The sequence below is a fragment of the Alteromonas aestuariivivens genome (assembly GCF_003367475.1).
GTDB lineage: Bacteria > Pseudomonadota > Gammaproteobacteria > Enterobacterales > Alteromonadaceae > Alteromonas > Alteromonas aestuariivivens.
Genome location: NZ_QRHA01000002.1, coordinates 281,376 through 307,414 on the forward strand (window position 1 = coordinate 281,376; position 26,039 = coordinate 307,414).

Genomic DNA, 26,039 nt, shown 5'->3' on the forward strand with positions numbered 1-26,039 from the left:
GGTTATGGCTGCCGGTTGTGGAGGCTAAGCAATTACCAGTTCGAGACCGAGAGGCTGCCAGTATCCGACTTCCAGCGCCAAATCTGCCGCCATAATTGGGCGTTCGTCCAACCATCCTGAAGGAAAACGCAGTGTGCAGCTATTGTCACTGGCTTCAACGTCAAACTCGGGTACAAAGGATTCCTGACGCTTGATATTCAGCAGACAACCCAGGCGTAGGAGGGCGATCAGCTTTTTTACCGAATCGGAATTGTACTGAAAAAACGCCACCACATCCTGCGCCCTGATTTTTTTGCGGTGGGTACGCACCAGGGTCGCGAGTAATTCCTGCTGTTCCTGGGTAAACCCGGGCATGTCCACATTAGCCAGAATGTAGCCGGAGTGCCGTTGAACGCCTCTTGAATTGATTTGTAATCCTACTTCATGAAGCAGGGCGGCCCAGCCCAACATGCTGCGAAAGTCACGGTGCCGCAGTTTCCATGGTCCGCAAAGCCGGTCGAACAGTGTCAGTGTGGTATTGAGTACCATATTGGCCTGATTGGTATCAACGTCGTAGCGGGTGGCCAGGCTGGAAGCGGTTCTGCCGCGGATGTCTGCATGATTCAGTTCATCCTCCATCTGGTAGATTACACCCTCCCTCAATGCGGCGGCAGAAAAGGTCATTGACTCAATCTTCAGTGCCTTGAAAATACCGATCAATATGGCAAGTCCGGCCGCGACAACGGTCCGGCGATCGTCACTAAGCCCCTGCAGGGTGAGGTTGTCGGTGTGGCCCGCGTCAATAAACTGCTTCATCAGTTGCATCAGACATTTCAGGGTGACCGGAATATCATGGCTGTTAGAGCGAAACTGCTGACTCAAATTGCAAAGCGTGCGGATGGTCCCTGAAGTGCCTATGCACTGGCTCCACCCGAGATTGCGGTATTTGCCCTCAATAAGTTCCAGTTCCTGCTCGGCGGCCGTGATGGCCTGTTTAAACGCTTTTGCTGTCAGCGCACCGGATTTGAAAAAGCGCTGGGTGTAACTCACGCATCCCATTTGCAGGCTTCGGCATAATAAGGGGTCAAACCCCTGACCGATGACAAACTCAGTGGAGCCACCGCCAATGTCGACCACCAGTTTTTTGCCGTCCACATGATTGGTGTGCGCTACTCCTGAATAGATAAGGCGGGCCTCTTCGGTACCGGAGATGATTTCAATAGGGTACGGCAGCACTTCTTTGGCAGCTTCCAAAAACTCCCGGGCATTGACCGCCTTGCGCAAGGTATGGGTGGCCACAATTCGCACTGAATCGGGTTCAAACCCCTGCAGGCTGTGGGCTACGATTTTGAGCATGTTCACGCCACGCTCGATGGCTTCCTGAGACAGAATGTTGTCTTCGCACAAGCCGTCAGCCAGCCGCACCTTTTGTTTGACTCTGTGAACAATCTGAACCGAGCCTGCCAAAATCCGGGCTACTACGAGGTGAAAACTGTTCGAGCCGATATCCAAAGCTGCAACTTTGCTGACTTCTCTGGATGCTACGCCTTCGAAAGCGGTTTGATGTTGGTTCATGTATGGGGCTTGGTCTCTTCGAGTTTTTTGAGATATTCGTAGATTTCTATCTGCGAGCGAAGCTTCTTGCGATTGCCCCGACGAACGTAGCGGTTGGTCTGCAGCTTGTCAATTTCACGGGCTTTCAGGGTATCCCGGAACTGAAGTTCCAGAATGTCGACGATTTGCTGCTGCAGCCGTTTGTCGTAAATAGGGCAGCCGACTTCAATGCGGTTGTCCATGTTTCGGGTCATCCAGTCGGCAGAGGAAATAAACACCTTGCGCTCGCCGCCGCCTTCAAACACCATGACTCTGGGGTGTTCAAGATAACGGTCTACGATGGACGTCAGCTTGATGTTTTCGCTTATCCCCGGAAGCCCTGGCACCAGGGAGCACATGCCCCTGACAATGCCACGAATTTTTATTCCTGCCTGGCTTGCCCGGTACAAATCGTCGATCAGTTCCTTGTCCACCAGGTTATTGATCTTAAATGTAATTTGCGCCTTTCTACCTTCATTCAGGTGCTGGATTTCCTGCCTTATCAGCGATTGTATTTTGGTGCGCGCATTCAACGGCGAAATTTGCAGATGCTGGAATTTATAGCGGCGGTAGGGGTATTGGATCAAATCGAAAACCGACACCGCTTCTTCGGCCAGTTCCTGATTGCGGGTAAACAGGCTGAAGTCGGTATAGATTTTGGCGGTTTTCTCGTTAAAGTTTCCGGTTCCGAAATGGGCGTAATGAATCAGTGAGCCCCGCTCTTCACGGCTTACCACACAAACCTTGCTGTGAATTTTAAGGGTTGGAACACCAAGAACCACCCGGATCCCAGCATCGGTCATGCGTTTAGACCACTCAATATTGGCTTCTTCGTCAAAGCGGGCCCGCAATTCCACAACCACCGTGACTTTTTTGCCGTTATCTACCGCGTCAATCAGGGAGTTGATGATGCGGGAATTACTGGCCACCCGGTAAATATTGATGCGAATGGTGCGTACACTGGGGTCAAATGCTGCCTGGCGTACGAATTCGGTGAAATGCAGAAAACGGTGGTAAGGATAATGCAGCAGGATATCGTGAGCCGTGATGGCGTCAAATACGGTGTTGTACTGCGAGAATGCCTTGGTATCGATAGCCGGCATTGGCGCATGTTCAAGATATTCCCGGCCTACATTCGGGAAACCGATGAAATCCTTGAAATTGCGATAGTGACCAGCGGCGTGCATGGTGTCCAGTGAGGTAATGCGCAGCCGTTTGCGAAGATCCTGAACCATGTCCTTGGGCATGGCATGGTCGTAGATGACCCGCACGGGTTCAGCAATCAACCTCTGTTTCATGCTCTCAGACATTTTTTCTACGTAGCTTTCATCGATTTCGTCGTTAATGGAATACTCCGCGTCGCGGGTCATTTTAAATGAATAGGCTTCCAGGCTGTCGAATTTAACGAAACCTCTGAATATCTCTTCCAGACACAGCTGAATAATGTCATCCAGCAAAATAATGTGCTTTTTCTTGCGACTTTTTTCCGGCGGTATCAGCACAAAGCGTGACATTTCCGAAGTGGGCACCTGTACTGCGGCAAATCGGGTGGTGCGCCCTTCACGCCGTATCGCCACATAAAGGTAAACAGCCGTCCCGTTCAAACGGCTGAGCAGGTCAGTCTTTTTATCAATCAGAATCGGTGCAATGTGCCGCAAAACCTTGTTCACGAAAAAATTTTTCAGCCACTTTTTCTGATAGTCGTTGAGGTCGTTCTTACGCAGCATATAAATGTTGTAGCGGGCTATGGCTTTGAGCACATCTTTGTGAATGGCATCAAACTTTTCAGACAACTGGACAACTTTGGCCTGAATTTCTTCCATCAGGCGCATTTTATCCCGGGCCTCCTGCTCATTGCCATCATTCTGGGCGATGGTGATCTGACGTTTTACGTCGGCTGCCCTGACCCGGTAAAACTCGTCAAGATTGTTGGAGTAAATACCCAGGAAACGAATGCGCTCAATTGCGGGGGTATTTTTATCGGCGGCTTCCTGCAGAACTCGTTCATTGAACGAAAGCCAACTCAGTTCTTTGGGATAATATAGCTCTATAGGATCCATGATTTACTAACTGAAATTTATGAATAAATGGCGCAAGCCTGCCAGCAAAGCGTGACAGGATTGTGACAGCCCGCCACTATTGGCACGACGAACCAATGTCAACAACCAGATCGTTGGAAATGGATTCCAGCGCCGATTGCAGGGATTGACTGTCAAAATCTTCCGGTACGCCGATTACGGCGCGGGCCTTAAACATCAGGCTTCCCCAGTTCGGCGCACTCTCGCAGCGGGAGTCAAACGATTCGATATTGAGATTAAACTGATTAAGAATGTTGGTGAGTTCCTGAACAATGCCGGGTTTGTCGTTGCCCATTACTTCAACCGCCAGCGTTTCCTGATAGGAAGACGGAGTGTGAGCAACCGTCACAGACTGAACGGTAAGATCCGGAATGCTGTCGAGCGCTCTGACTAAAGCCTGGTGGCTGTTTTCCGGTACGTGAATCTCCACAAATCCGGTAAACATTCCCGCCATTCTGGCAAAGCTGCTGCCCTGCCAGTTTCCCTGATGCTGATAAACGCATTTCGCGACAGCGTCGACCAAGCCGGGCTTGTCTTTGCCCATGATAGTGATGACGATGGATTGCATGTGTCACTCCCGATTATTTGTGGTCGGGCTGCATACTACCCAGACCGTATTGTTGTTTGAGTGCCCCAAGGCTGATTAGTGCCAAACTTTCGCTTGATATTAACTACTAAAATACCACATCATTGGCCGCTAACCAGTGCAATTTCAGCCTTATTTTTTGTTATGGAACAATGAACTCTCCCCCTGAACTTCGACAGAAAGTGCGGGATCGAACCGACTCCTTTGTAAGAGTGCTGGTCAGCGCTTTTGGCGGTCTGGTTTTGTTAACCCTGGTTATCTTGATTGTACACCTCATCTATCAGGCCATGCCTTTGGCGTATACGCCAAAGCTGGAGCCAGCCCAGCAACTGCGGCTGACTGAGAGAGACCGGATCCTGGCAGCTGGTGATATCGTCGCCGGACAGCCTCTAATCACCGCGCGCGAAGGTTGCCGGTTATCGTTCTACACCAATAAAAATGGGGTGCTGAGACGAAACCGGGATTATGTGCGTCCTTGTGGGCATGAATTGGGCGTTGTTACCGCGCAGGGGCTGCATTTTCTGGTTGATATCTCCCCCAGTGGGCAGGTGCGTATTGTTGACGAACGGGCACTGCAATCCCAGGCGTTGGCCACTGATTCCCAAACGGCCTTTCCGATGGATGAACCGGCTTCCACGGTAGAGCAGACTGTGATTTCCTTTTCGATTCCCGAGGCGCGTTGGCAGCAGCGTGAATCCTGGCAGATTTGGCTGGCTGATAAATGGGTGGTAGTGCAAATTCGGCAAAGAGATGAAATTTTCCTCCGTTGGGTGAACATAAGGACGCCAACCCAACGCGCAGATCGGGTTTACCCGGCAGGTGTAAACGTGTTGCCACTGCCAGGCACCCGCCAGACGCTGGTAGAGTCAGAAGAGCAGTTGAGTGTGGTCGATTTGAAGACCAATTTGGCGCACCCCCTGGCGCTCGAGTCTCCGGTTGTCTGGTGGCAAAGCCTGCCCAAAGACCGTTCCGTGCTGATAGCAGATGAGCAGGGGAATATTACGCGCTGGGTTCTCCAGAACGAACATGGCCAGCTAAGCTACGCCCCCACCTACCAGATTTCGCTGGAACCCGGGACAACACCTCTGATGGCGGTACCGCACGCCAGCAGCAATGCCATGGCATTGCTGACAAGTAAGGGCAAGGTTATGTTGATAAACCGAATCACCGGAGAGGTGTTGTCGGTGTCTGAAATGTCTGTGCCAGCGAGCGGAATGTCCTGGTTTGGAAAGCGGTTGTACACCTACGGCCAGCAGCATATAGACATTTGGCAGATTCAGAACCTGTCCGGCTTTACCACCTGGTCTTCGTTATTCGAAGCGCAAACCTACGAGGGCTATCTGCAGTCCGAAACGGTGTGGCAGACAACCAGCGCCTCCGATTACCAGGAAGCCAAATACAGCATAGTGCCGCTTTTGATGGGCAGCCTCAAAGCGTCTCTAATGGCGCTGGTCATTGCCATTCCAATGTCTGTTGGAGCAGCAGTCTATACCGCCTACTTTGCTACCAGTCGAGTCCGGCAGGGCCTCAAACCCACAATAGAGTTACTGGAAGCCATTCCCTCGGTTCTGATTGGTTTTATTGCCGCCATCTGGCTTGCACCTCTGGCCGAATCCTTTCTGTTTTCATTCGCCCTCTTTGTACTTGTAGTGCCACTGGCACTGTTTCTATTTGCGCTGGTACAACCGAAGGTAGCCCGCCGTATACCAGTAAATACAAAGGAAGGGACTGGGGTGCTGTTGAGTGGTGGTGTGGTGCTCTTGCTAGGGTATGTGTGCTTTTTTATGGCCCCGGGTTGGTTTTTTCATTTTGCCGGGGTGCAGGATTTTCAGCAGCTTACGGCTCAATTTGGCAGTCCGGCAGGGAAAAATACTCTGGTGGTGGCAATCGCCCTGGGTGTGGCCATTTCGCCGAGTATTTATTCACTGGCTGAGGATGCCATAGCGGGGGTACCCAAGGAACTCAAACTGGCTTCCTTCGCTCTCGGAGCAACCCGTTTGCAGACACTCCAGCATGTGGTGTTAAAGGTGGCGATGCCCGGTGTGCTGGCGGCTATCATGCTAGGCTTTGGGCGAGCTTTTGGCGAGACCATGATAGTACTGATGGTTACCGGCAATACTCCGGTCTCCAGTTGGGACCTGTTCGAAGGCTTACGTGCCTTGACGGCAAACCTGGCCATAGAATTGCCCGAAGCGGATGTTGGCAGTGTGCATTATCAGATACTGTTTTTCACTGCCTGCATATTGTTCGCTTTCACGTTTATAGTGAATACCTGTGCTGAACTGTTACGCCAGCGGTTGAGGAGGCAAATCCGGTATGTCTAGGTTTTCGCCCTCGCACTGGTTTTCTTCGGTTCAGAAACAGTCTTTTGCCATCAGTTTCAGCGCATTTATGGCTTTGTTACTGACCATTGCCCTGGGCTGTCTGTTATTGATAATTGTTTCCCGTGGCGCGACCTATTTCTGGCCGGCAACCATTTTCAAAGGGGAATTTAGGTTGTCGGATGAATCGGCTCCGGTTAAGGCTTACATGCAAATTCGCAATGAGTTTTCCCGATCCGGCAGCGAAGTTATCTGGTTTAAATACAGCAACCGTGATTTTCCATATGGAAACCAGGCGATGCTGGAAGCGACTCAGATCTCAGGTTTGCAAGCCGCAGATGATGGAGCGCTGATTACCCTTACCGATGGGCGTACCGTGCTGGCGGAGCCATTGTCGCTGCAATCTGCAGAGCGTGAAGAAAGGGCCCTAGAAGACTATTCCTTAATGCAGGAAGAAGTGCAGCGGATAACAAACCAGATTGAGGTCATCCGCACAGAGCGATTGTCGGATATTCATCAGCAGCTTTCAGAGTTGGATATGCGCAATGTTGCCGCAGATGCTCCGGCAAGAATCCGTTTATCCCGCGACTTTAATAAGTGGCAGGGGCTGATATCCGAGCTTGAAATACAGCGTAACCAATATCGGCTGACAGTGGCTTTCGCTGACGGTGAGCGGTTTGATCTTGCTCTTGGTGATATTGATGAAATCGTGCGCTCAGGGCGGCTGTCCTATTGGCAGAAGTGGCAGGCTACGCTGACTGCAATAGGCCGGTTTCTTACGGAAGCTCCCAAGCAGGCTAATACGGCCGGAGGTGTCTTCCCGGCTCTGTTTGGTACCGTATTGATGGTGTTTGTTATGACTCTGATCGTCACTCCTTTTGGTGTTATGGCAGCAGTATATCTGAGTGAATATGCACCCAACAACGCGCTGACTTCAGTTATCCGAATCAGTGTCAGCAATATGGCTGGCGTACCGTCGATCGTGTACGGGGTATTCGGGCTGGGTTTCTTTGTGTACGCGGTCGGTGGCAATATCGATACCTTGTTTTTCAGCCACAAATTGCCCGCTCCCACCATGGGGACGCCCGGATTGTTCTGGGCCTCGCTTACCATGGCTATTCTGACCTTACCGGTAGTTATTGTGGCAACGGAAGAAGGGCTTCGCAGGGTACCTGAGGGGCTCAAAGCGGGCAGCTATGCGCTCGGCGCTACCAAAGCTGAAACGGTTATGCGTACCATTCTGCCAATCGCGTCTCCGGGGATTATGACAGGGGTAATACTGGCCATTGCCCGTGCAGCCGGAGAGGTTGCCCCGCTTATGCTGGTCGGTGCGGTAAAGTTTGCTCCTAATCTGCCAATTGACGGCGAGTTCCCATATCTGCACCTCGACCGCCAGTTTATGCACCTTGGTGTGCTGATTTACGACGGCGCTTTTCACAGTCAGACTGATGTGAAAGGATCGTCGATGATGTTTGCTACCTGCCTGCTGCTATTGCTGGTGGTGTTTATTCTCAACCTTTTGGCGGTTGTTATGCGAATGCGGCTTAGAAAGAAATACCAACAGGGCTAACCCAAGTCATGCTGAAACTATTTGAACATGAACATCTGGATGTTAAACGGCTTTCCGATGAGGAGACGGCCATAGAGGTCAGAAATTTGAGTCTGCAATTTTCTGACAAACCGGTCCTAAACGACATCAGTATGCGGATCCCCAAACATCGTATCACTGCTCTTATAGGCCAGAGCGGGTGTGGGAAATCCACGCTTATCAGCTGCTTTAACCGTATGAACGACCTGATCAGCGGCTGCCGCTATCAGGGAGAAATCATTCTCGGTGGCCGTGATATCAATCACAAAAAGGAAAATGTATCCCGGCTGCGGACCCAGGTAGGTATGGTCTTTCAACGCCCTAATCCGTTCCCGCTAAGCATTTATGAAAATGTCTGCTATGGTCTTAGACTGCAGGGGGTAAATGGTCGCAGGCAGCTGGACGATACCGTCGAACAGGCATTGGTGGATGCGGCATTATGGGATGAAGTGAAAGACCGGCTGTTTGAGAGTGCACAGGTATTGTCCGGAGGGCAGCAGCAACGCCTGGTGATAGCCCGGGCTTTGGCTTTGAAGCCGGATATTTTGCTGCTGGATGAACCAACATCTGCGTTGGACCCATTGACCACCCTATATATAGAAGAGCTGATGGCGGGACTGAAAAAGCGCTGCAGCATTATAATAGTCACACATAACATGCAGCAGGCTGCCCGGGTTTCCGATTATACCGCCTTCCTTCACCAGGGGCGCTTGATCGAGTACTCAGACAGCGACAGTTTGTTTACCATGCCGCATAAGAAACAAACCGAAGATTACATAACAGGCCGATACGGCTAGCAGGCGATTAGGATAATCAATGCGTCAGGTTGCGCTTAATACTCACATCTCCGGTAAGTTCAACACTGAACTGGAGAATTTGCGGAATTCCGTTCTGACCATGGGCGGCGAAGTTGAGCAACAATTGATAGATACGCTCAAAGCCATTCGCACCAATAACGCCGGACTGGCTGAAAAGGTTGTGCTCAATGATCTGAAAATCAATTCAATGGAAATCCAGATTGATGAGGAGTGTTTGAGGATAATTGCCAAACGTCATCCAACAGCTTCGGACTTGCGTATGATCATGACGATTTCCAAAGCCATTACCGACATTGAGCGAATGGGGGACGAAATTGAACGGATTGCACGTTTGGTCACAAAGAATAAGTTGCCGGCGTCAAAATCCATTCAGAGCAGTATGCTGTTAATTGGTGAGCGTGTTGTGGCGATGATGCGGGGCACTTTTGACGCGCTTGCCCGCCAGGATGAACAGTCAGCCTTGCAGGTTTATGAACAGGATAACCGAATAGACAGGGAGTACAAGCGGCTGCTCACCTACACAACAGAAGAAATGGAACGCAGTTCGGAAGGGATGCAGGACTGGCTGGAAATACTCTGGGCATTGCGTTCGCTGGAACGAATTGGTGACCGTTGTAAAAACCTTTGTGAATATGTGGTGTCGTTAACAAGAGGGCAGGATGTGAGACACATGCCGTTGGAAAATATGCAGCAAAAAATTGAAAATTTAAGCTGAATTTTTTTTGGCTTGTCATAAAACTGAAACATTTGCCGCTATTATCATCGGCTGTGTGCGGGTTTGTGGTAATTTAACGAAATTCGACGATTTTCCACTATGGTCTCGTGCATGATTAAGCTATTATGCGCCGCAACTCAACGAGTTTAGTATGAAATTTAGTCTAGATTTATGCTCGGATTAAAAATGTTTGTTTACATTAACCCCTGCCAATTAAGGCATCAAAGTTTGCTTCGTCATCTGGCGTTGTCTTACTTGAATTGCAGATAATTCAGGAGCGATTCTTGTGGAATTAATTCAAAGTTATGGCCTGATCCTCATCATAATGGCGGCCGTTGTCGGCTTTGTTATGGCTTGGGGCATTGGCGCAAATGATGTTGCCAATGCTATGGGCACGTCAGTAGGTTCTAAAGCACTTACCATCAAACAGGCAATTCTGATTGCTATGGTATTTGAATTCGCCGGTGCTTATCTGGCGGGTGGTGAAGTTACCTCCACGATCAGAAAAGGCATTATCGACGCGGGTTACTTTACCGACATACCCGAATATCTGGTGCTGGGCATGATTGCCTCGCTTCTGGCAGCAGGCATCTGGCTGGCAGTGGCGTCCTGGTTAGGCTGGCCGGTTTCTACAACGCACTCCATTATTGGAGCTATCATCGGATTTACCGCGGCTGCGGTAAGCGTAGATGCAGTGGCATGGGGCAAAGTTGGCGGTATTGTGGGGAGCTGGATAGTTACTCCCGCGATTTCAGGCATCATTGCCTACCTCATCTATATGAGCGCCCACAAGCTGATCTTCAATACGGCAACACCTTTTGCCAATGCCCGTCGTTATGTGCCTTTTTATATGGCCCTGGCAGGCTTTGTAATGTCACTTGTGACCATCAAGAAAGGGCTTAAGCACGTAGGTCTTGAGATTTCCTCGACCAACGGTTATCTGCTTGCTATCGGTATTGCAATTCTTGTTGCAATCATTGGTATGATGTTTATCAGAAAACTGACCTTCAGCCATTCGGATGATCCGGATCTGCAAACTGCCAACGTGGAAAAGGTATTTGCGGTCCTGATGGTTGTGACAGCCTGTTGTATGGCGTTCGCTCATGGTTCAAACGACGTAGCAAATGCCATCGGGCCTTTGGCTGCTGTTGTTAGCGTGGTTTCCAGTGGTGGGCAGATCAACGCCAGCTCCACACTTGCACCATGGATCCTGCCGCTTGGCGGTATCGGTATCGTTGCAGGTCTGGCGTTGTTTGGCCACCGGGTTATCAAAACCATCGGCCAGGGCATTACTCATCTGACGCCAAGCCGTGGCTTTGCTGCCGAACTGGCCGCGGCCTGTACAGTGGTAATTGCATCCGGTACCGGGCTGCCAATCTCCACCACGCAGACCCTGGTAGGAGCTGTTCTGGGTGTTGGTTTGGCCAGGGGCGTTTCTGCACTGAATTTCAGTATCGTGCGCACCATTGCAATTTCATGGGTAGTAACCCTGCCTGCGGGTGCCATTCTTTCTGTAATTTTCTTCTTCATTCTTAAAGCGGCATTTGGGGTAGCGTGACCTTAAAGGGTCACCAACCCGTCTCTTTAAAGCCCCCGTGCCGGATTATTCAATCTCCACGGGGGTTTCAAACCCCTCCGGCTTGATTCCAACTACCGCACAATGCAACTGCTGAATGGTTTCTTCTGCAGTGCCTCCCATGATAAAGCCCGGTACGCCCAGGCGTGCAACAGTTCCCAGTACAACCACATCTGCTCCAAGTGATGCCGCAGTGGCCGCAATCTCCCGCCGTGGATAGCCGTGTACTATCACGCGCTGGGGTTTGAGGTAATCCATAACTTCCGGCTCCAGTTCTTTCTCCAGCTCGCTGAAAAGGGACTCCAGTTCATTTTCACGCTCCTGATGTATTGCCGTAAGGTCGCTGTCCAGTGCATCTTCATCAACACTGATAAAGCCCTCCCGGAGAATGTGCTGCGGAACCGAATCAAACACGTGCACTACTTTAAGCTGCGCGAACTCAAGCAGGGCAATATGGGTAGCGTGGCGAAGAATGTCCATGTTGAGTTTTTTGCGCACTGAAATTTCATGCGCGGGATAGTGGTAATTCAAATCCAGTGCCGCAACTACGGATTGGTATTTCCGGTTTTGTCCGTGACGGACAACCCACACTGGACAGGGACACTTTCGAAACAGTCGCATGTCTTCGCTGCCGAGTCGGTCGGGCGGGAAATCGGAGTCGGATAACTTGATAACAAGATCATGTGATTCCTTCACCACCTTACTGATGATCTTGATAAAGGGATGACCAAAACTGACCTTTCCTGCTATCGGATAATCACCTGACCAGTTGTTGAGTTTATCAGACAGCCAACTTTCGGCCGCGCTCCCGATATTGCGTTCAGATTCAAGGTAGGTAAAGGATTCCATAACCATGCTGGCAGTAGGAGGTAACGACTCCAGCGCCAGTAAGACGGTAAGTTTCGCCTGATGGCTTTTGGCTATATGGATGGCTTGTTCAATTACCTCATCCTGGTCGTGGGTATCGCTCAGAACGCAAAGGATATTCTTAAAGTGTCCGCTCATGATTCTCTCCCATCACTGCGTTTCCTTTCAGACTGATTTTGGGTTGTTCACCCTGCAGTGCTTATCGCTTTTGTAGCTCGTCAAAAGATAAGTATATAGCGACATTGCAGATTCGGCGTTGAGATTGGGTGAATCTTTAATGACTGGGCTTAGACGCAGCATCCAGCATTGCATCTGGGGATTTCTTGATTAGCATGCTAGATTAAAAACAACATTTTTAATCATAAAGGTTAGTTATGAAGTGGCCAAATCTCAGACACTTGCATTACCTGGTTACGCTGCATCAGGAACAGCATTTCCACCGCGCCGCGCAGCGTTGCAATGTCAGTCAGTCAACCTTGAGCACGGCGATCCAGAATCTTGAAGAGCATTTCCAAAGTCAGTTGCTGGAGAGGGAACACAAGACCTTTGTGTTCACTTCGCTGGGGCTGGAAGTGGTGGAGCGCAGTAAAGTACTGCTTCAGGAGGCAGGGGAGCTGGTTGAGTACGCCCAAAATGCCGGTAATTGGGAGAAGGGGGCGCTTAAACTTGGCGTCATTCCTACCATCGCCCCATTCATATTCGAGGGAATGATTGGCGGATTCCGCGCTTTCCTGCCTGAACTGAATGTGGAGATGCAGGAAGATACCACCAGCAACTTACTTCAGCAGCTGGCCGACGGAAGACTGGACCTGCTCATTCTGGCTTTGCCTATGGAAACGCCTGGGTGTAAACAAATGGTTCTTGGCCATGATCCCTTTCATCTGGTTGCCCATCAGGACCTCGCCGAGGCCTTACCGGATCCGCTGGATATTGGGTGCCTACCTAAAAACAGCATTTTTTTGCTGCAAAATGAACATTGTATGACTGGGCACGCAGTGAGTGCCTGTGGCCTTCAGCACCGTGAGCAGGTTAGCAGTCTGGCGGCAAGCAGTCTGTATACGCTCGTGCAGCTGGCAAACAGTAAGCTTGGATATACATTTCTTCCGGAGCTGGCATTAAACCAGCAGATTCTGAATAACACTCACGTTAAGGTTTTTCCTGCTGAACAAAATGCCTACCGCGAAGTCGGTCTGGTTTGGCGTTCGGGGACTACACGAATGCGTTTGTTTCGACGAGTCGGTGAACTGATTGCTCCTTTGTTGCCCGTACCTGCGCTCAAATAAAAAAATACCAAATCAGCCAAACTTTTTTTGATTCAGCTTCGACTATACAGGCATGCCGAGTTCAATCGGTGATTTTAAAGGGAAGAAATTGTGTTTGAAAAAAGTGATGAACACTTGATTCAGAAGGCGCTCAAAGGCAATAAAAAGGCGTGGTTTACGCTGATTAAACGGTATGAATCCTCGGTTTATCACTATGGTGTGCGTATGACCGGTAACGCACATGACGCAGCCGATTTGATGCAGGATATTTTTATGTCTGTTTTTCGCAGTCTGGAAAATTTCCGGGCTGAGGGAAGCTTCAAAAGCTGGCTATTTCGTGTTGCTCATTATCGATGCATTGAATTCTATCGTCGCTGGCGCCCGGAGCAGGGGTTGGAAGATGTGCCCGAGCCGGTGAGTACAGCTCCCTGCCCTGAGGGGGAAATACTGAGTGACCACGTCAGCAAGGCGCTTACCAGAGCGATGCAGAATTTACCGCTTACCCAGAAAGCCGTCATTGAATTGAAATTTTTCGGGCAGTTTACTTTTGACGAAATTGCGCAACAGATGGGATTGTCACCCAATACCGTGAAATCCCGTCTTTATAGTGCGCTGTCAAAACTGAAACTGGATTTGGAGGTTGAAAATGTCTGATTCAAAACAACAGGTGTTGATCAGTAAATGGCTTGACCAACAGCTTACTGAAGACGAACGCAACGAATTCGAATATTTATGTTTGCATGATGCCGCATTTGCCGGGTTAGTTGAAACCGCCAGCCGCATCGCGATGGGGGCCGAACAGTTTGAGCAATTGTCGGTACCTGACTGGAACAAATCTGCTACGTTTTTGTCGGACGATGCTCCTAGATGGTGGCAGTGGCAGGGGTTACCCATTGCATCAATGACTATGTCATTAGTTGCAATGGTTATGGTTGTCAGTGGCTTTCACGTTGAGGTATCAGGTAGCAAGCTGTCGATGGGATTTGCAAGAGTGCCCGATGCAGATGCCGTTGCGGCAATAGTGGATACTCGCCTGGAAACCTATCAGCAATCCAGCCAGACCCTGCTCACACAGTATCTGGACGCGTTGAACACCCAGCAACAACAAAACAGCGCACAGCTGACGCAATACCTGCTGAGTTCCAGCCGCAAGGAAAGACGTGAAGATTTTGCAGAGCTGGTTAAGTTCATTAATCAGCAACGTACCGATGATCAGCGCTTCGTTGCCCGCCAGATCAATCATTTACAACAAGAAATTAGTGCCATCAGTACTGATTATACGGTCACAAATACGCCAATGGAGTTAAACGATGACTAAACGAATGAATCGCATAGCAAAACAAGCCGGTCTGAGTGTGGTTTTGTCTGCCTGTCTGAGTGCACACGCCTTCAGCGCCGACATGAAGGAACTGAATCAGGAACTGGAAATCATGACAGGCGTACTGGACACAGTACTTAAACAGCACTCCAAACGTCAGGAAGTACGTTATCGTAAACTTGATGCAACCTACCTACTTAATCAGGGGGTGGTATTTGAAGTCACTACCACCGACACGTCTGCCGGTTGGGGAGGATGGTCGGAGATAATGTCGCTGATACCTCCCGCGCCTTTAGCTCATATTTCAATCATGGATGGCGATGAGGATATTGAGATAGTTCAGGAGTGGGAAAGTATTGCAGAAAATGCCATTCGCGAGGTTGAGGAGTCATTCAGGGAAACGCACGAAGAGTTACGTGAACTTCGTGACCGGAGTCGTGAGATGGCATGGGAGCGAAGGGAGCTGGACCGACAAAAACGGGATCTGGAATTTGAACTTCGCCAGGCTCAGGATAAGCGTCAGAAGGAAATACGCGAGGATTTGAATGAGCTTGAACAGGAACTGGCCCAACTGGACAGCAAGGAGCGTGAGATAAAGCAGCATGCAGATGAAATAGAGCAGCGGCAACAAGCCAAGCTGGAACAGCAGAAGCAGGCTCAGCAACAGGCTTATAAAACGTTTCTGGCGAATTTTGAGTCCAGTATTGGTGATGCCCTTTGTCGCTTTGGTGCCGGGTTGAGGGAATTGCCAGATAATGAACATATCAGTTTTGTATTAAAGGATTTCTCTCTAACAACTCAGGGTAGGGAGCGAAATGACCGGGTGTATGTCTTCAGTAAATCGAAGGTCAAGCAATGTGCGTCGGAAAAAATCGACGAGTCAAAGCTGCTCGCTTCTGCACAGGTTTACGAGTTTTAATTATTAAGAAAATGTCAAAGCCGTTTTATGCGGCTTTGCTTTTATTTGGCCAGATTTATGCTATTTTTTGATCAGGGTAAGTTACTGGTATTTCGTTACTGATCAAAGCCTCTTATTATTTACGGAAATCGGCCTAATCAGTCCAACACCACGAAATACAGGCGCTGGTAATTTACCTCAGGTAGAGGGCATTTATTGCAAATGAATGCACGCTCCTGCCTTCCTTCATAGTTATTATCTTTTGCTCAAAATATAAACAAATATACCTTATGACTCCAATGTGAGTGCTAGTATCCCGCGAAGTACGCTGACGGATTTCTGCGCTGGCTGGCATCAGAAATGGCCTGTGCGGACTGTCAATCTGTGTGTAATCTCGCAACAGGAAAACACTTATCCGAACTGAGGGATGCGCAGCCTTTGTGCGTGGATCAACCTAGTGTAAGGGCTACCGGGTAACGGTGTTTGTATGGAATTTCGCAGCCTTGCTGGCCTGCTGCAGTTGAAACCTACCTACCATGGAGTTGGGTATCTAGGTTTTAAAGAACAAAAGATGTTAGATTATGTTATTGAATATAGTAGCTAATTGGTTTTATGGAGTTAACTGGTCAGTGATTAATTCGCGACAGTCTCGAAACTCTTCCGGGCAGGAAATGAAATGGTTTTTGGTTGCTTGGTTTAAATTGGCCAAATGGCACCTGACCATCAATTATCGGGCGTATTCTGTCTGGCGCCATGAAGTCGTTAGTCCTTGTCATGATTTGGTGATCTCCTCCAGTGAGGGGATTGACCCAATGGCACTGATCAAACAGGTGGATCTCGCGGCAGACCATCATCTTTTCAAGCTTAATTCGCTGAGACGCTGTGTGGTGCAGCGTGAGATGCTGGTACGAAATGGGGTGCCGGCAACGTTGCACTTTGGTGCTTATTCGAAGTTAGGCGATACCAAGGTAAAATGCTGGCTGGATGTGGGTGGTAAGCTTCTAAATGAAAATCCCAGTGAAATTGCTAAATACAAGGAACTGGATCTAAGTAAACCGAAAGGAATCGATTGGCTGGCTTTTTTACTGTAGCCATCAATTGTCAGTGAACACAAAACTTCCGGAAGAGATAAAAAAAGCGCCGTTGAGGCGCTTTTTTCTGTTCGGTTAGTAGGCGTTTTTGCCGGAAAAACCGCCAATGATAGTCATCAAAATGATTTTCATATCAAACCACACCGACCAGCGGTGCATGTAATCCAAATCGTATTCCACCCGCTTGACCATTTTATTGACGGTTTCTGTTTCTCCACGCAGACCATTCACCTGAGCCCAGCCAGTAATACCCGGGCGGACCTTGTGTCTGAGCATGTAACCTGTGATCAGCTTACGGTACTGCTCGTTGTGGGCTACCGCATGCGGCCTAGGACCAACGATAGACATCCGCCCTTGCAGAACATTAATGAACTGCGGCAACTCATCAAGCGAAGTGCGTCTGAGAAAAGCACCGACTCTGGTAACTCTGGGGTCGTTCCTTTTAGCTTGAACCACCCGTTCGCCGTTGTCCTGGGTTGTCATGGAGCGAAACTTATAAACGGTAATTTCCTTGCCATCAAGGCCATAACGCTTTTGCTTGAAGATAACCGGGCCGGGTGACGACAGCTTGACTGCGGCTCCAATTATCAGCATCGGAATGGCCAGAACCAGAAGTATGAGTGCACTGATTATGATGTCTTCAAGACGCTTGAGGAAGTCATTGGTGCCCTGAAACGGCGTATCATACACACTCAGAGCCTGCACGTTTCCGACGGTTTGCCAACGTGAGTTGATTAACGTGTAAACGAAAAAATTGGGGATGATGTAGACATTCGCTGTGGTATCGCTGCATTTTTCCAAAATATGTTTGATCCGGCTTTCAGCTGCGGTGGGCAGAGCAATGTATATGTAATCCACACCATGATTCTTAGCCAGCTCAATGGCATCGTCGATACCTCCTTTGATCTGGTTTTTGAATTCATGGCCAAGGCGCTCTTCTACCCGGTCATCGTAAATGCCGGTAAAATGGATCCCCAAATGACTGTTTTCCACCATTTGCAGGGCCATATCATAACCTATGTGGGTGGCGCCGATAATGATAGCACTGCGGCTGTTTAAGCCACTTTTTCTGACTCTAAACAGTGCCTGCCGCATTCCCATGCGCCAAAACAGAAGTAGCGTTAGGGTGGAAGCGAACCACATCATTACCATAGCTGGTGAAAGCGTCAGACTATGAGCAAAGAAATAGCCAACGGTAAGAGTAACTACACTGCTGACCAGCCAGGTTATTCCGGTACAGCGTAACATTGAGCTGGTATGACTGCTTCGCCAGGACCGGTACAAATCCATGGCTTCAGCCGTCAGTTGAAACGCGACAACGTTAATAAAAAGGATAAACAGGCCGGTTGTCGTATTGATGAGGTCGTAATAAAAAACAGCTGAATAGAAGCACAGTGTGATACAAGAAATATCGATAAGGCGGTAAAAAGTCGAAAATCCACTCTGGTGCTTGATAGTAATGCCAGCCTGTTCCGCATGGTCCGTTTGACTCTTGAGAAACTGGCCCTGTAAGACATTATTTTCCATACTTTCATTCTCTCCGAATGGTTACACGGTCACTCGCACTGAACGGTTATCCATTTCCATTAAGAACAAAAAAAAAAGGAAGATATTTTTATCATTATTCACACATCCCAATGCAATAGGCATTCCATTTTTATAGTAGGTATCGATAAGTTACAGAAATGGATAGTGAATGTAAGACTGCGGGACTTTACAGCGCTCTCTAATGGAGCGAACGTTTGCCCTGTTTGAGACAAACATTGCTAAATCTTAGTGCATGATTGGAGATTTAGAAATTAAAGATGCGAAAAAAATTTTGTCACGAAATCCGTACGCGATCAGGCTAATTTTAAAATTTTACTGGCATATTTTTGGCTTGGGTAAATACTTGTAGAGCGTCTGTGAATCTTCGCAGTTTCGCGAGTCACGAGTTTCATTCACAGGAAATATCTTTCACTTTCAAACAGTAAGAAGTCTACATAACCACCAGAACAGCGTCACGAAGCTGAAGTTAGCTTGAATGGGCTTTGCAGAGTCCTCATCGCTGACGGGAGATACCATGTTAAGAGGGACCTTGAGTGTCGTTATTGTGTACCTGGCTGGAGTCACCCAGGGCGTCATCGCACAGGACGCCGGCAAGATAGAACTGGGAGCCTTTGATCTTACCCCCAGGGTATCAGCGGACTTTTCCTATATTGATAATGTTATCTACTCCAGTGATTCCGGTGATCAGATAGAGAGCTGGCGCACCGTGTTTGCACCGGGTTTGCTCATGTCGACAGAAATTGGTGCAAATAAGCTACAGTTGGATTACCACCTTTCACGAGGCACTTTTTTCTCCAGCCAGGCTGACAATTACACCGATAATTTTGTCACTCTTCTCAGCGAATATGAAATCAATAGCCGCCACCGTCTGAAGGGTGAGTATCGCTTTGAAGACAGCCACGATGATCGGGGCCGACGCTTTTCCAATGGCTCAGGAAGTGAGCTGGGTTCACCGGATACGTTTAAATCCAACAGGCTCATTGGTGTGTATTCTTTTGGGTCCAGTGAGTCTGCTGCCAATGTTGATGTCAATCTGGATTACATGAATTTGGACTACGATATTGATGAAGGGGATTATGTTTATCGAGATAGGGTGGCAACAGAATTGTCTGCGCAGCTTTATTACCGCCTGTCTACCCGCAGCCGGTTTGTGATTGATCTGGGGCGCACCGATGTCAATTACGACCTTGCGCGCTCTACGGCCCGTTCTCTTGACAGCGTTCGCACTAAGATGCTTGCCGGTTTTACCTGGGGGTCAACACCTGCAAGCACCAGTTACGTAAAAGTGGGCTACGAGACGAAGGAGTTTGATTCACCCGATCGTGAGGATTTCGAGGGGTTGGACTGGGAGGTTGGGCTTCGCTGGCATCCTCTTTCCTATTCAACGGTGGAAATAACGACTTTATCCGACACACGGGAAACGAACGGTGAGAGCGACTTTATTGACAGCCAGGAATATGGCGTCCGCTGGGATCACGCCTGGTTGCAACGCCTCTCTACATATCTGGACTTGCGTTACGTCGAAAACGTCTATGTTGGTGATCTTGAAATTGAAGACGATCGCCGGGACAAAATGTCCAACCTCAGAATGGGGGTCAGTTACGATTTTCGGCGCTGGCTTAATCTGGGGGTTTATTACCATTTGTCTTCGCGAAGCAGTAATCGTGAATCGGTTGAATTTGATCGAAACATTTTCGGAATCACTGCAAAGGTAACACTTTAAATGGTTAATTCATTGAAATTCGCATTCGGAATATGCCTGCTTTTTCTGACGTACTGCTCCCAGGCGCAACAGGGCAATCTTAGTATGAGCCAGTACAGGCTTGGGGCGGGCGACAAAATTGCCATAAAGGTATATGGAGAGGAGCAATTGTCGGTGGAAACCCGCCTTCCCGATGTCGGTACAATCAGCTACCCGTTTTTGGGGGAAGTGAAACTGGTTGGTTTAACACTTTCGGAAGTAGAGGCGCTGATTTATGAAGGGTTAAGAGGGGACTACCTGGTAAATCCCTCGGTTTCCGTAACCATGGTTGAGTACCGACCGTTTTTCATCGACGGAGAAGTTAAAAAACCCGGAGGTTATCCATATCAGCCAGGTTTGTCTGTGAATAAGGCGGCCGCGTTGGCAGGGGGTTATACGGAGCGTGCTTCCAAGTCTGATATCCAGATCATTCGGGATATGGGAAATGGTAAGCAGACCCTGGAGGTGGCTGTCAGCAGCATGATTCAACCCGGGGATATTATTACTGTTAATCAGCGCTTTTTCTAAGCTCGCCTATTCACGTTAAGGACATGCGATGTCAATTAATATTAAGGATGGGGTTGTTCCGGGAGTATTAGACGATGAAACCCTCGACCTTGCTCACTATTGGAAAATAGTGCGGCGTTCAGCGTTTAAAATTTTTCTGTTTGCATTGCTGTTTACTCTGATTGTGTCGTTTTTCGTGTCCAGAATGACACCGCTTTATACCGCGAAAGCGGTATTGCTGATAGAAACCAAGCCTGCGAAGCCAATGTCCATTGAAGAAGTATATGGCAACGACACCAGTCGCAAGGACTACATGCAAACCCAGTTTGAAATATTGCGTTCAAGAAACATTGCGGAGCGTACGGTTCAGCGTCTGGATTTATCGAATAATCTTGAGTTTTTACCGCAAAAAGCGCCGGGAATGATGGCCGGGGTATCGAGTGCACTGTCGTCACTGTTTTCCGAAGATGTTGCCGATTTGTCAGAAGAAAAGCGCGATGAGAAGAGATTCCGAGCGGCGGTTACCAAGCTGATGTCGATCGTCAATGTTACCCTTCTTGATAACACTCAGATAATTGAAGTGAGAGTCACTACAGTGTCGCCGGAATTGTCCGCAGACATTGCCAATACCCTGAGTGAAGTATTTGTTGAAAGTTACCTGCGGGCCAGGGTAGACATGACCTCTAAGGCAACGGTTTTTCTTACCGGCAGCCTGGATGAATTACGTACGAAACTTGAGGTCGCAGAAGCCAATCTGGCACAGTTTGATGAGAACAATGAACTGGTTAATCTTAATGGCGTGGTCGGTCTGGCGTCGGACGAGCTGGAGCGTCTAACGTCTGAATTACTCGATGCCCAGGCTCGTTTGAAGCAAAACCGTGCCATTTATGAGCAGGCGGTAAACAATAAAGCCGATCTGGATGCAATTGCCAGGCTGCCTGAAGTGCTTAATCACGATACCATTCGAGATGTCCGGCGGCAGGAATCTGAAGCCTTGAGCCGGGTATCTGAGCTGAAGGAAATTTATGGTCCCAAACATCCCAACATGATTGCCGCCACCGCAGAACTGACTGCAGTGCGGGAAATTCTCGAAAAACAGATTTCGGATTTGGTGGCCAGTATCACAACCCAGTATGAGGTATCCAGGCAGCGCGTGTCCGAACTTCAGGCCGATTTGACAGTGGCCAAGGCGAAATACCGGAAACTTTCCAATCTTGAGAGTACCCGGCAGGTATTGCAGCGGGAGGTGGATATAAACCAGCAGTTGTACGACGCCTTTTTTACCCGACTGAAAGAAACCAGCCAGCTGGGCGGGTTTGACTCAACAAATGCCCGGGTATTGGATTCTGCAGTAGCGCCATCTCAGCCTTCCGAACCCAATACCAATATGATGATTGGTTTTGCCTTTGTATTTAGCCTGGTAACTGGCGTGATTGTGGCCATTGGCGTGGAGGCTTTTAACAGTGCCATTCGCTCTGTGGATGATGTTGAAAAGAAACTCGGCCAGAGAATGCTGGGGCTGATTCCGTTGCTTGCAGACTTCAGAAAATCCGGGTTGCCGTTACGGGCATTTTTTGATCGCCGCAACTATCAGTTTGGTGAAGCCATCAGAACGTTGCGCACCGGTCTGTCACTGTTGAACATTGAGAAAAACACCAAGTCGATTATGGTAACTTCCAGTGTGCCTCAGGAAGGAAAGACTACCGTATCGATTAACCTTGCCTTTGCATTGGGAAAGCTTGATAAAACCGTGCTTATTGATGCCGATTTACGGCGTCCCTCCGTAGGTACGCAGTTTGACATTCCAAACTATCAGCCAGGACTCACTAACCTGATTATGAAGACCCATACTCTGGATGAGTGCATGGTCCACGATGAGCAGTCAGATATCGATATCATTCCTGCCGGCAGCATGGTGTCCAACCCCCAGGAGTTGTTAGCGGGGAACCATCTGACCGAAATAGTGCAGTCCCTGAAGGAGAAATACAAATATGTAGTGGTGGACACCGTACCGACCCAGGCGGTCAGTGATTCGGTGATTGTGTCCAAAGCCTGTGACTCGGTGGTGTATGTAGTAAAGGCGGACAGCACCAGTGAGAAGGTGGTACTCAAAGGGCTAGGGCGTTTTTTGCAAATCGGTCACAGAATCGATGGTGTGGTTCTGAACCAGGTCGATCTCAGTAAGGCTGATGCCGGTGAACGATATGCCGGCTTTTATGATCAATATGGATATGGAGCGGCCAAAAATGAATGAGTCGGCATGATAGATCTGCACAGCCACATATTGCCCGGTATTGACGATGGGGCCAGAAGCATTTCAATGTCGCTGTTGATGGCGCAGCAGGCCGTTGATGCAGGTGTAACCCATATGGTTTGCACGCCCCACATCCATCAGGGGCACTATGATAATACCACACAATCGATTGTCGCCAGCTTTGAACTGCTGCAGCAACAGCTATCAGCGCGCGATTTTCCTCTGACACTATCCTATGCTGCAGAAGTCAGGGTGAATGAGTTGTTGCCGGCCTGGATCCGGCAAGGGGAAATCCCCTTTCTGGGACATTATCGGGGTTACCGCCTATTATTACTGGAAATGCCTCACAGCCACTTTCCCGTGGGCATGGAACATTTGGTGCGCTGGCTAAAACATAACGGTGTCCGGCCGTTGGTGGCGCATCCGGAACGAAATCGTGAAATTCAGCGTAACCCTGAGCTTGTATCGCGCTTGCGGGGCATGGGGTGCTTATTGCAGGTTACTGCGGGCGCCCTGACTGGCCGATTTGGGCCTGCTGCAGAAACACTCGCTTTTGATATGCTCGAAAAAGACAAAATCGATGTTGTCGCTTCCGATACTCATGATATTCAAAGACGTCCGAATGACATGCGCCTGGCTTATGAATTCATTTCCGGGCACCACGGAGAATCCAGGGCACAAAGGTTATGTTTAACAACACCCAGAGAGATCATTACAGGTCAACTGGTTTATCCGAAATTAGTCCGGAACCAGCCCCAGATGCCAAGGGAAAAATTCTCAAACAGATCAATTCCCAAAGCAGATTTGACCAAGTAGAGCACCAGTAGCCCAAGCAATGCACAACCGGTTAAAAACAGCGTAGTGAACAATGCCATTGATAATCGTGCCAGTTCGCTTTCGGTTCGGGACAGCGCCCTTACGTCGCGACCTGCCAATATCACCAGATAGTACTTTTTGCGCCAAAAATTAAGGGTGAAGCGGCAATCCACCCGGTGTTTACCCCAGCGTCGGCCGGCAAGCGCCTTATTCAGTTCAAATAGCTGATTGTCGTCAAAGGAGTCTGCGATGTCGGTATTCATGCGGGACAATAAGTTGTGGATGTTTGGATGCTGGCGAATGGGGGAATGCAGCTTGCGCTTCATTAAGACTTCCTTGTTTTACTGCTTAAGTGCCAAAGGCATTGTTTCTTGTCAGGGTTCAATTTACGCAATTGTGGCGTTGCGGTAAACCGTGTGCAGCACATTATTTAAGCAGGAGGGCTGTTTAGGGAGGGTGCGGCTGGCGTAAAATACGTAGCACGTAATAAATTCCGGAGGGCTTTTCGTCAGCGTGTTCTGTGAGAAAGTGCACAACACGAAAAAACAGCGCTGTGGCTGTATTTAATCTCATTATTGGACTATTTTTTGGTAACAAATCTGACGTTTTTCCTGCAGATTCAATTTACCTCGGTAATAACGCAAGTGTGGGAAGCCCTATATCGTTCGCTAACGTCAGAAGCCACCATGCTTCTGTTTCGCTACACCAGTTAATCGCGCGGCCATTAAGGTAAACCGTCCGATTACGCCGTTTTCGCAACTTCACAATTATCTCAAGTATTTTACTGTTGTATTGCCTTACATAGGGAGGGAAGGGTGACCGTTTTATTGCAGAATAAATTGCTTGAATACAGCGCAATAACAGGGAAAACAACGGGTTTGCAGATGCCAACCATGGTTGATGGGGCTGTGAGATTGGGCCTGCGGAAAGTCAACGCCAATGTTTGAACTGGTCAAAGTGCCTTTTGCATTGCTCTCGGGTTTCCTGGTTTACCGGGCAATCTGCAATGACTGCAACAGATACCTTGCATTTGCGATTATTGCCGTCTGGCTGAGACTGATGTTGGCAGCGTTTCCCCAGTACACAGTCCCGTCACTTTTTGCGGGATTTTCGGTGAGTGCACTGTGTTCGATAATGGTGGCGTCTGTTGGATTGATGATGCTTCCTCCAAAAGTTTTGCTGCTGCGGAAAATGGCAGCTTTCTATTTTGTGTATGTTGCCATTGCGATCAGTGGCATGCTGACCGCGCATTGGGTAGGCACCATCAGTGTGTTGGTAAAGTGGTGTTATTTTCTGGTAATCGCAAACTGTTTGATATTGTCCATCCGTTCTCAGGGGCTGGACCACAGTATGAAAAAACTGCTGGTTGCGTTCCATTTGCCCATTTGGCTGCAGATTCTGTCTGTATTGCTGGGGCATTATAAAGACAATGAATCGGATGGATCTGTAAGCTATATTGGGGGGTACAACCACGAGTCTACCTTCTCAATTATTCTGGTTGCTTTCATGTACATTGTTGGGGTTATACGGCCCGGAGCAATGCGATACCGGGCCCCACTTTTCTTTTTGGGGCTGATTCTGCTATTGCTGGCAAACTACCGAACTTCATTGCTCGCGGTGTTGCCGATCGTTTTTATCTTTGTGTTCAATCAGGTCGAGCATCGCATCGAAAAACGCCACAAACTGCCAGTGATGATTCTGGTATCCGCAGGGTTGGCTGTCGCGTTGGTTGCAGTTTCCTTTCTTATGCGGGAACGATTTTCTGATATCTGGGTGCTGGTGAGCAATGTCGACAGTCTGGTTAAGGCTCCGGTGTACTACACCGAAAAGGAGCAGGACATATTGTCCCAGCGCGTCTACATTTGGAGCATTTATCTGTACAACTATTATGCTCACGGCAGCTGGCTGAACTGGCTATTCGGATTCGGGCCGGAATCCTGGCAGGAATTGTTTCACAGGTATGCGCACAATACATTTATTTCCTATATTTACGAGTACGGTATTGTAGGGCTTTCAGCTTTCCTGCTGGTAAACCTGACAATGATTGTTCAGGCTTTCAGAGTAAGTGATACGCACCTTTCCCGAACAACGTTTTATACCCTGCTCGGATTCATGTTGATGAATATGTCCACCATGCCGCTGTGGAACGTCGAGGGGTTAATTTTTTACGCCATTTTGGTCGCTACCATAGTCGGTGCCCGTGAGCCCGGGTGGGAGCGTTATATACTCAGGCACAAGTTCCAGCAGCCGGCTAACTCTCAGTCGAGTAGAAACGTGCACGTCTAATCGCATCAATTACGGTCTGAGGAACCGGGCTGCACTTTATGCACACGGTCTTTGGATGAAAAAGTACATTTTCGGGGGCCTGCGGGGCAATCAGATGACAGAACAGGCAAACGTATTCGTATTGCACTTTGTGCAACCCAGCGGCTTTCAACGAAGAGGCCGCTAAATTGTGGTTTGAAGACAGAGCTTGAGAGAGG

At 48.9% G+C, this 26,039-nt stretch carries 21 protein-coding genes; 15 read left to right on the forward strand and 6 right to left on the reverse strand.

Features of this window, described 5'->3' with window-relative positions; genetic code table 11:
- Positions 1-24: 24 nt before the first annotated feature.
- The 3 genes from ppx to DXV75_RS04070 all read right to left on the reverse strand — a co-directional run bounded on the left by ppx (position 25) and on the right by DXV75_RS04070 (position 4,218).
- Complete coding sequence (gene ppx / locus DXV75_RS04060) at positions 25-1,554, reverse strand: exopolyphosphatase (protein WP_115592102.1); 1,530 nt, start codon at positions 1,552-1,554, stop codon at positions 25-27.
- Positions 1,551-3,632 carry a polyphosphate kinase 1 gene (gene ppk1 / locus DXV75_RS04065; RefSeq protein WP_115592103.1) on the reverse strand — a complete coding sequence of 694 codons (2,082 nt, stop codon included), beginning with the start codon at positions 3,630-3,632 and terminating at the stop codon, positions 1,551-1,553. Before ppk1 ends, ppx begins: the two co-directional genes overlap by 4 nt.
- Positions 3,633-3,708: 76 nt before the next feature.
- Positions 3,709-4,218 carry a glycine cleavage system transcriptional repressor gene (locus DXV75_RS04070; RefSeq protein ID WP_115592104.1) on the reverse strand — a complete coding sequence of 170 codons (510 nt, stop codon included), beginning with the start codon at positions 4,216-4,218 and terminating at the stop codon, positions 3,709-3,711.
- Positions 4,219-4,388: 170 nt separating this feature from the next.
- Here DXV75_RS04070 and DXV75_RS04075 point away from each other — a divergent pair, with 170 nt between their 5' ends.
- The 5 genes from DXV75_RS04075 to DXV75_RS04095 all read left to right on the forward strand — a co-directional run bounded on the left by DXV75_RS04075 (position 4,389) and on the right by DXV75_RS04095 (position 11,236).
- The gene (locus DXV75_RS04075) at positions 4,389-6,560 is read left to right on the forward strand and encodes an ABC transporter permease subunit (RefSeq protein ID WP_115592105.1); all 2,172 of its coding nucleotides are present in this window, start codon (positions 4,389-4,391) and stop codon (positions 6,558-6,560) included.
- Positions 6,553-8,127: a phosphate ABC transporter permease PstA gene (pstA, locus tag DXV75_RS04080; RefSeq protein ID WP_115592106.1), complete on the forward strand. Its 1,575-nt coding sequence runs from the start codon at positions 6,553-6,555 to the stop codon at positions 8,125-8,127. Before DXV75_RS04075 ends, pstA begins: the two co-directional genes overlap by 8 nt.
- 8 nt (positions 8,128-8,135) lie before the next feature.
- The gene (gene pstB / locus DXV75_RS04085) at positions 8,136-8,942 is read left to right on the forward strand and encodes a phosphate ABC transporter ATP-binding protein PstB (protein ID WP_115592107.1); all 807 of its coding nucleotides are present in this window, start codon (positions 8,136-8,138) and stop codon (positions 8,940-8,942) included.
- 19 nt (positions 8,943-8,961) lie between these two features.
- Positions 8,962-9,678, forward strand: a complete 717-nt coding sequence (gene phoU / locus DXV75_RS04090) for a phosphate signaling complex protein PhoU (protein ID WP_115592108.1) — start codon at positions 8,962-8,964, stop codon at positions 9,676-9,678.
- A 286-nt stretch (positions 9,679-9,964) separates the two neighbouring features.
- Positions 9,965-11,236, forward strand: coding sequence for an inorganic phosphate transporter (locus DXV75_RS04095; protein ID WP_115592109.1), 1,272 nt, complete (start codon positions 9,965-9,967; stop codon positions 11,234-11,236).
- Positions 11,237-11,281: 45 nt separating this feature from the next.
- Here DXV75_RS04095 and DXV75_RS04100 read toward each other — a convergent pair whose 3' ends face one another.
- Positions 11,282-12,259 (reverse strand): universal stress protein, encoded by a 978-nt coding sequence (locus DXV75_RS04100; protein ID WP_115592110.1) that lies wholly within the window; start codon positions 12,257-12,259, stop codon positions 11,282-11,284.
- Between the two features lie 236 nt (positions 12,260-12,495).
- Between DXV75_RS04100 and DXV75_RS04105 the strand changes: the two genes are divergently transcribed.
- The 5 genes from DXV75_RS04105 (at position 12,496) to DXV75_RS04125 (ending at position 16,690) form a co-directional block, all read left to right on the forward strand.
- The gene (locus DXV75_RS04105) at positions 12,496-13,404 is read left to right on the forward strand and encodes a hydrogen peroxide-inducible genes activator (protein ID WP_115592111.1); all 909 of its coding nucleotides are present in this window, start codon (positions 12,496-12,498) and stop codon (positions 13,402-13,404) included.
- A gap of 90 nt (positions 13,405-13,494) precedes the next feature.
- A complete protein-coding gene (locus DXV75_RS04110) occupies positions 13,495-14,037 on the forward strand; it encodes an RNA polymerase sigma factor (protein ID WP_115592112.1) in 543 nt (180 codons plus the stop codon).
- Entirely contained in the window at positions 14,030-14,701 is a 672-nt protein-coding gene (locus tag DXV75_RS04115; RefSeq protein WP_115592113.1) for a hypothetical protein, read from the forward strand. Before DXV75_RS04110 ends, DXV75_RS04115 begins: the two co-directional genes overlap by 8 nt.
- The gene (locus tag DXV75_RS04120; protein ID WP_115592114.1) at positions 14,694-15,620 is read left to right on the forward strand and encodes a hypothetical protein; all 927 of its coding nucleotides are present in this window, start codon (positions 14,694-14,696) and stop codon (positions 15,618-15,620) included. The genes DXV75_RS04115 and DXV75_RS04120 overlap by 8 nt, the downstream gene beginning before the upstream one ends.
- 650 nt (positions 15,621-16,270) lie before the next feature.
- On the forward strand, positions 16,271-16,690 hold the full coding sequence (locus DXV75_RS04125) for a lasso peptide biosynthesis protein (protein ID WP_181898347.1): 420 nt from the start codon (positions 16,271-16,273) through the stop codon (positions 16,688-16,690).
- A 75-nt stretch (positions 16,691-16,765) separates the two neighbouring features.
- On the opposite strand, the gene DXV75_RS04130 is transcribed toward DXV75_RS04125, so the two are convergent.
- The gene (locus tag DXV75_RS04130; protein WP_115592116.1) at positions 16,766-18,217 is read right to left on the reverse strand and encodes an undecaprenyl-phosphate glucose phosphotransferase; all 1,452 of its coding nucleotides are present in this window, start codon (positions 18,215-18,217) and stop codon (positions 16,766-16,768) included.
- 535 nt (positions 18,218-18,752) lie between these two features.
- On the opposite strand from DXV75_RS04130, the gene DXV75_RS04135 reads away from it, so the two are divergent.
- The 4 genes from DXV75_RS04135 to DXV75_RS04150 are packed head-to-tail and all read left to right on the forward strand — an operon-like array spanning position 18,753 to position 23,556.
- Positions 18,753-19,961 (forward strand): outer membrane beta-barrel protein, encoded by a 1,209-nt coding sequence (locus DXV75_RS04135; RefSeq protein WP_181898348.1) that lies wholly within the window; start codon positions 18,753-18,755, stop codon positions 19,959-19,961.
- Positions 19,962-20,507, forward strand: a complete 546-nt coding sequence (locus DXV75_RS04140; protein WP_220272502.1) for a polysaccharide biosynthesis/export family protein — start codon at positions 19,962-19,964, stop codon at positions 20,505-20,507.
- 28 nt (positions 20,508-20,535) lie between these two features.
- Entirely contained in the window at positions 20,536-22,740 is a 2,205-nt protein-coding gene (locus DXV75_RS04145; RefSeq protein ID WP_115592118.1) for a GumC family protein, read from the forward strand.
- 6 nt (positions 22,741-22,746) lie between these two features.
- Positions 22,747-23,556, forward strand: a complete 810-nt coding sequence (locus DXV75_RS04150; RefSeq protein ID WP_220272503.1) for a tyrosine-protein phosphatase — start codon at positions 22,747-22,749, stop codon at positions 23,554-23,556.
- On the opposite strand, the gene DXV75_RS04155 is transcribed toward DXV75_RS04150, so the two are convergent.
- Positions 23,469-23,882 carry a 3-phosphoshikimate 1-carboxyvinyltransferase gene (locus DXV75_RS04155; protein WP_115592119.1) on the reverse strand — a complete coding sequence of 138 codons (414 nt, stop codon included), beginning with the start codon at positions 23,880-23,882 and terminating at the stop codon, positions 23,469-23,471. The genes DXV75_RS04150 and DXV75_RS04155 overlap by 88 nt on opposite strands.
- 613 nt (positions 23,883-24,495) lie before the next feature.
- Between DXV75_RS04155 and DXV75_RS04160 the strand changes: the two genes are divergently transcribed.
- Positions 24,496-25,842, forward strand: a complete 1,347-nt coding sequence (locus tag DXV75_RS04160) for an O-antigen ligase family protein (RefSeq protein WP_115592120.1) — start codon at positions 24,496-24,498, stop codon at positions 25,840-25,842.
- Positions 25,843-26,039: the final 197 nt, after the last annotated feature.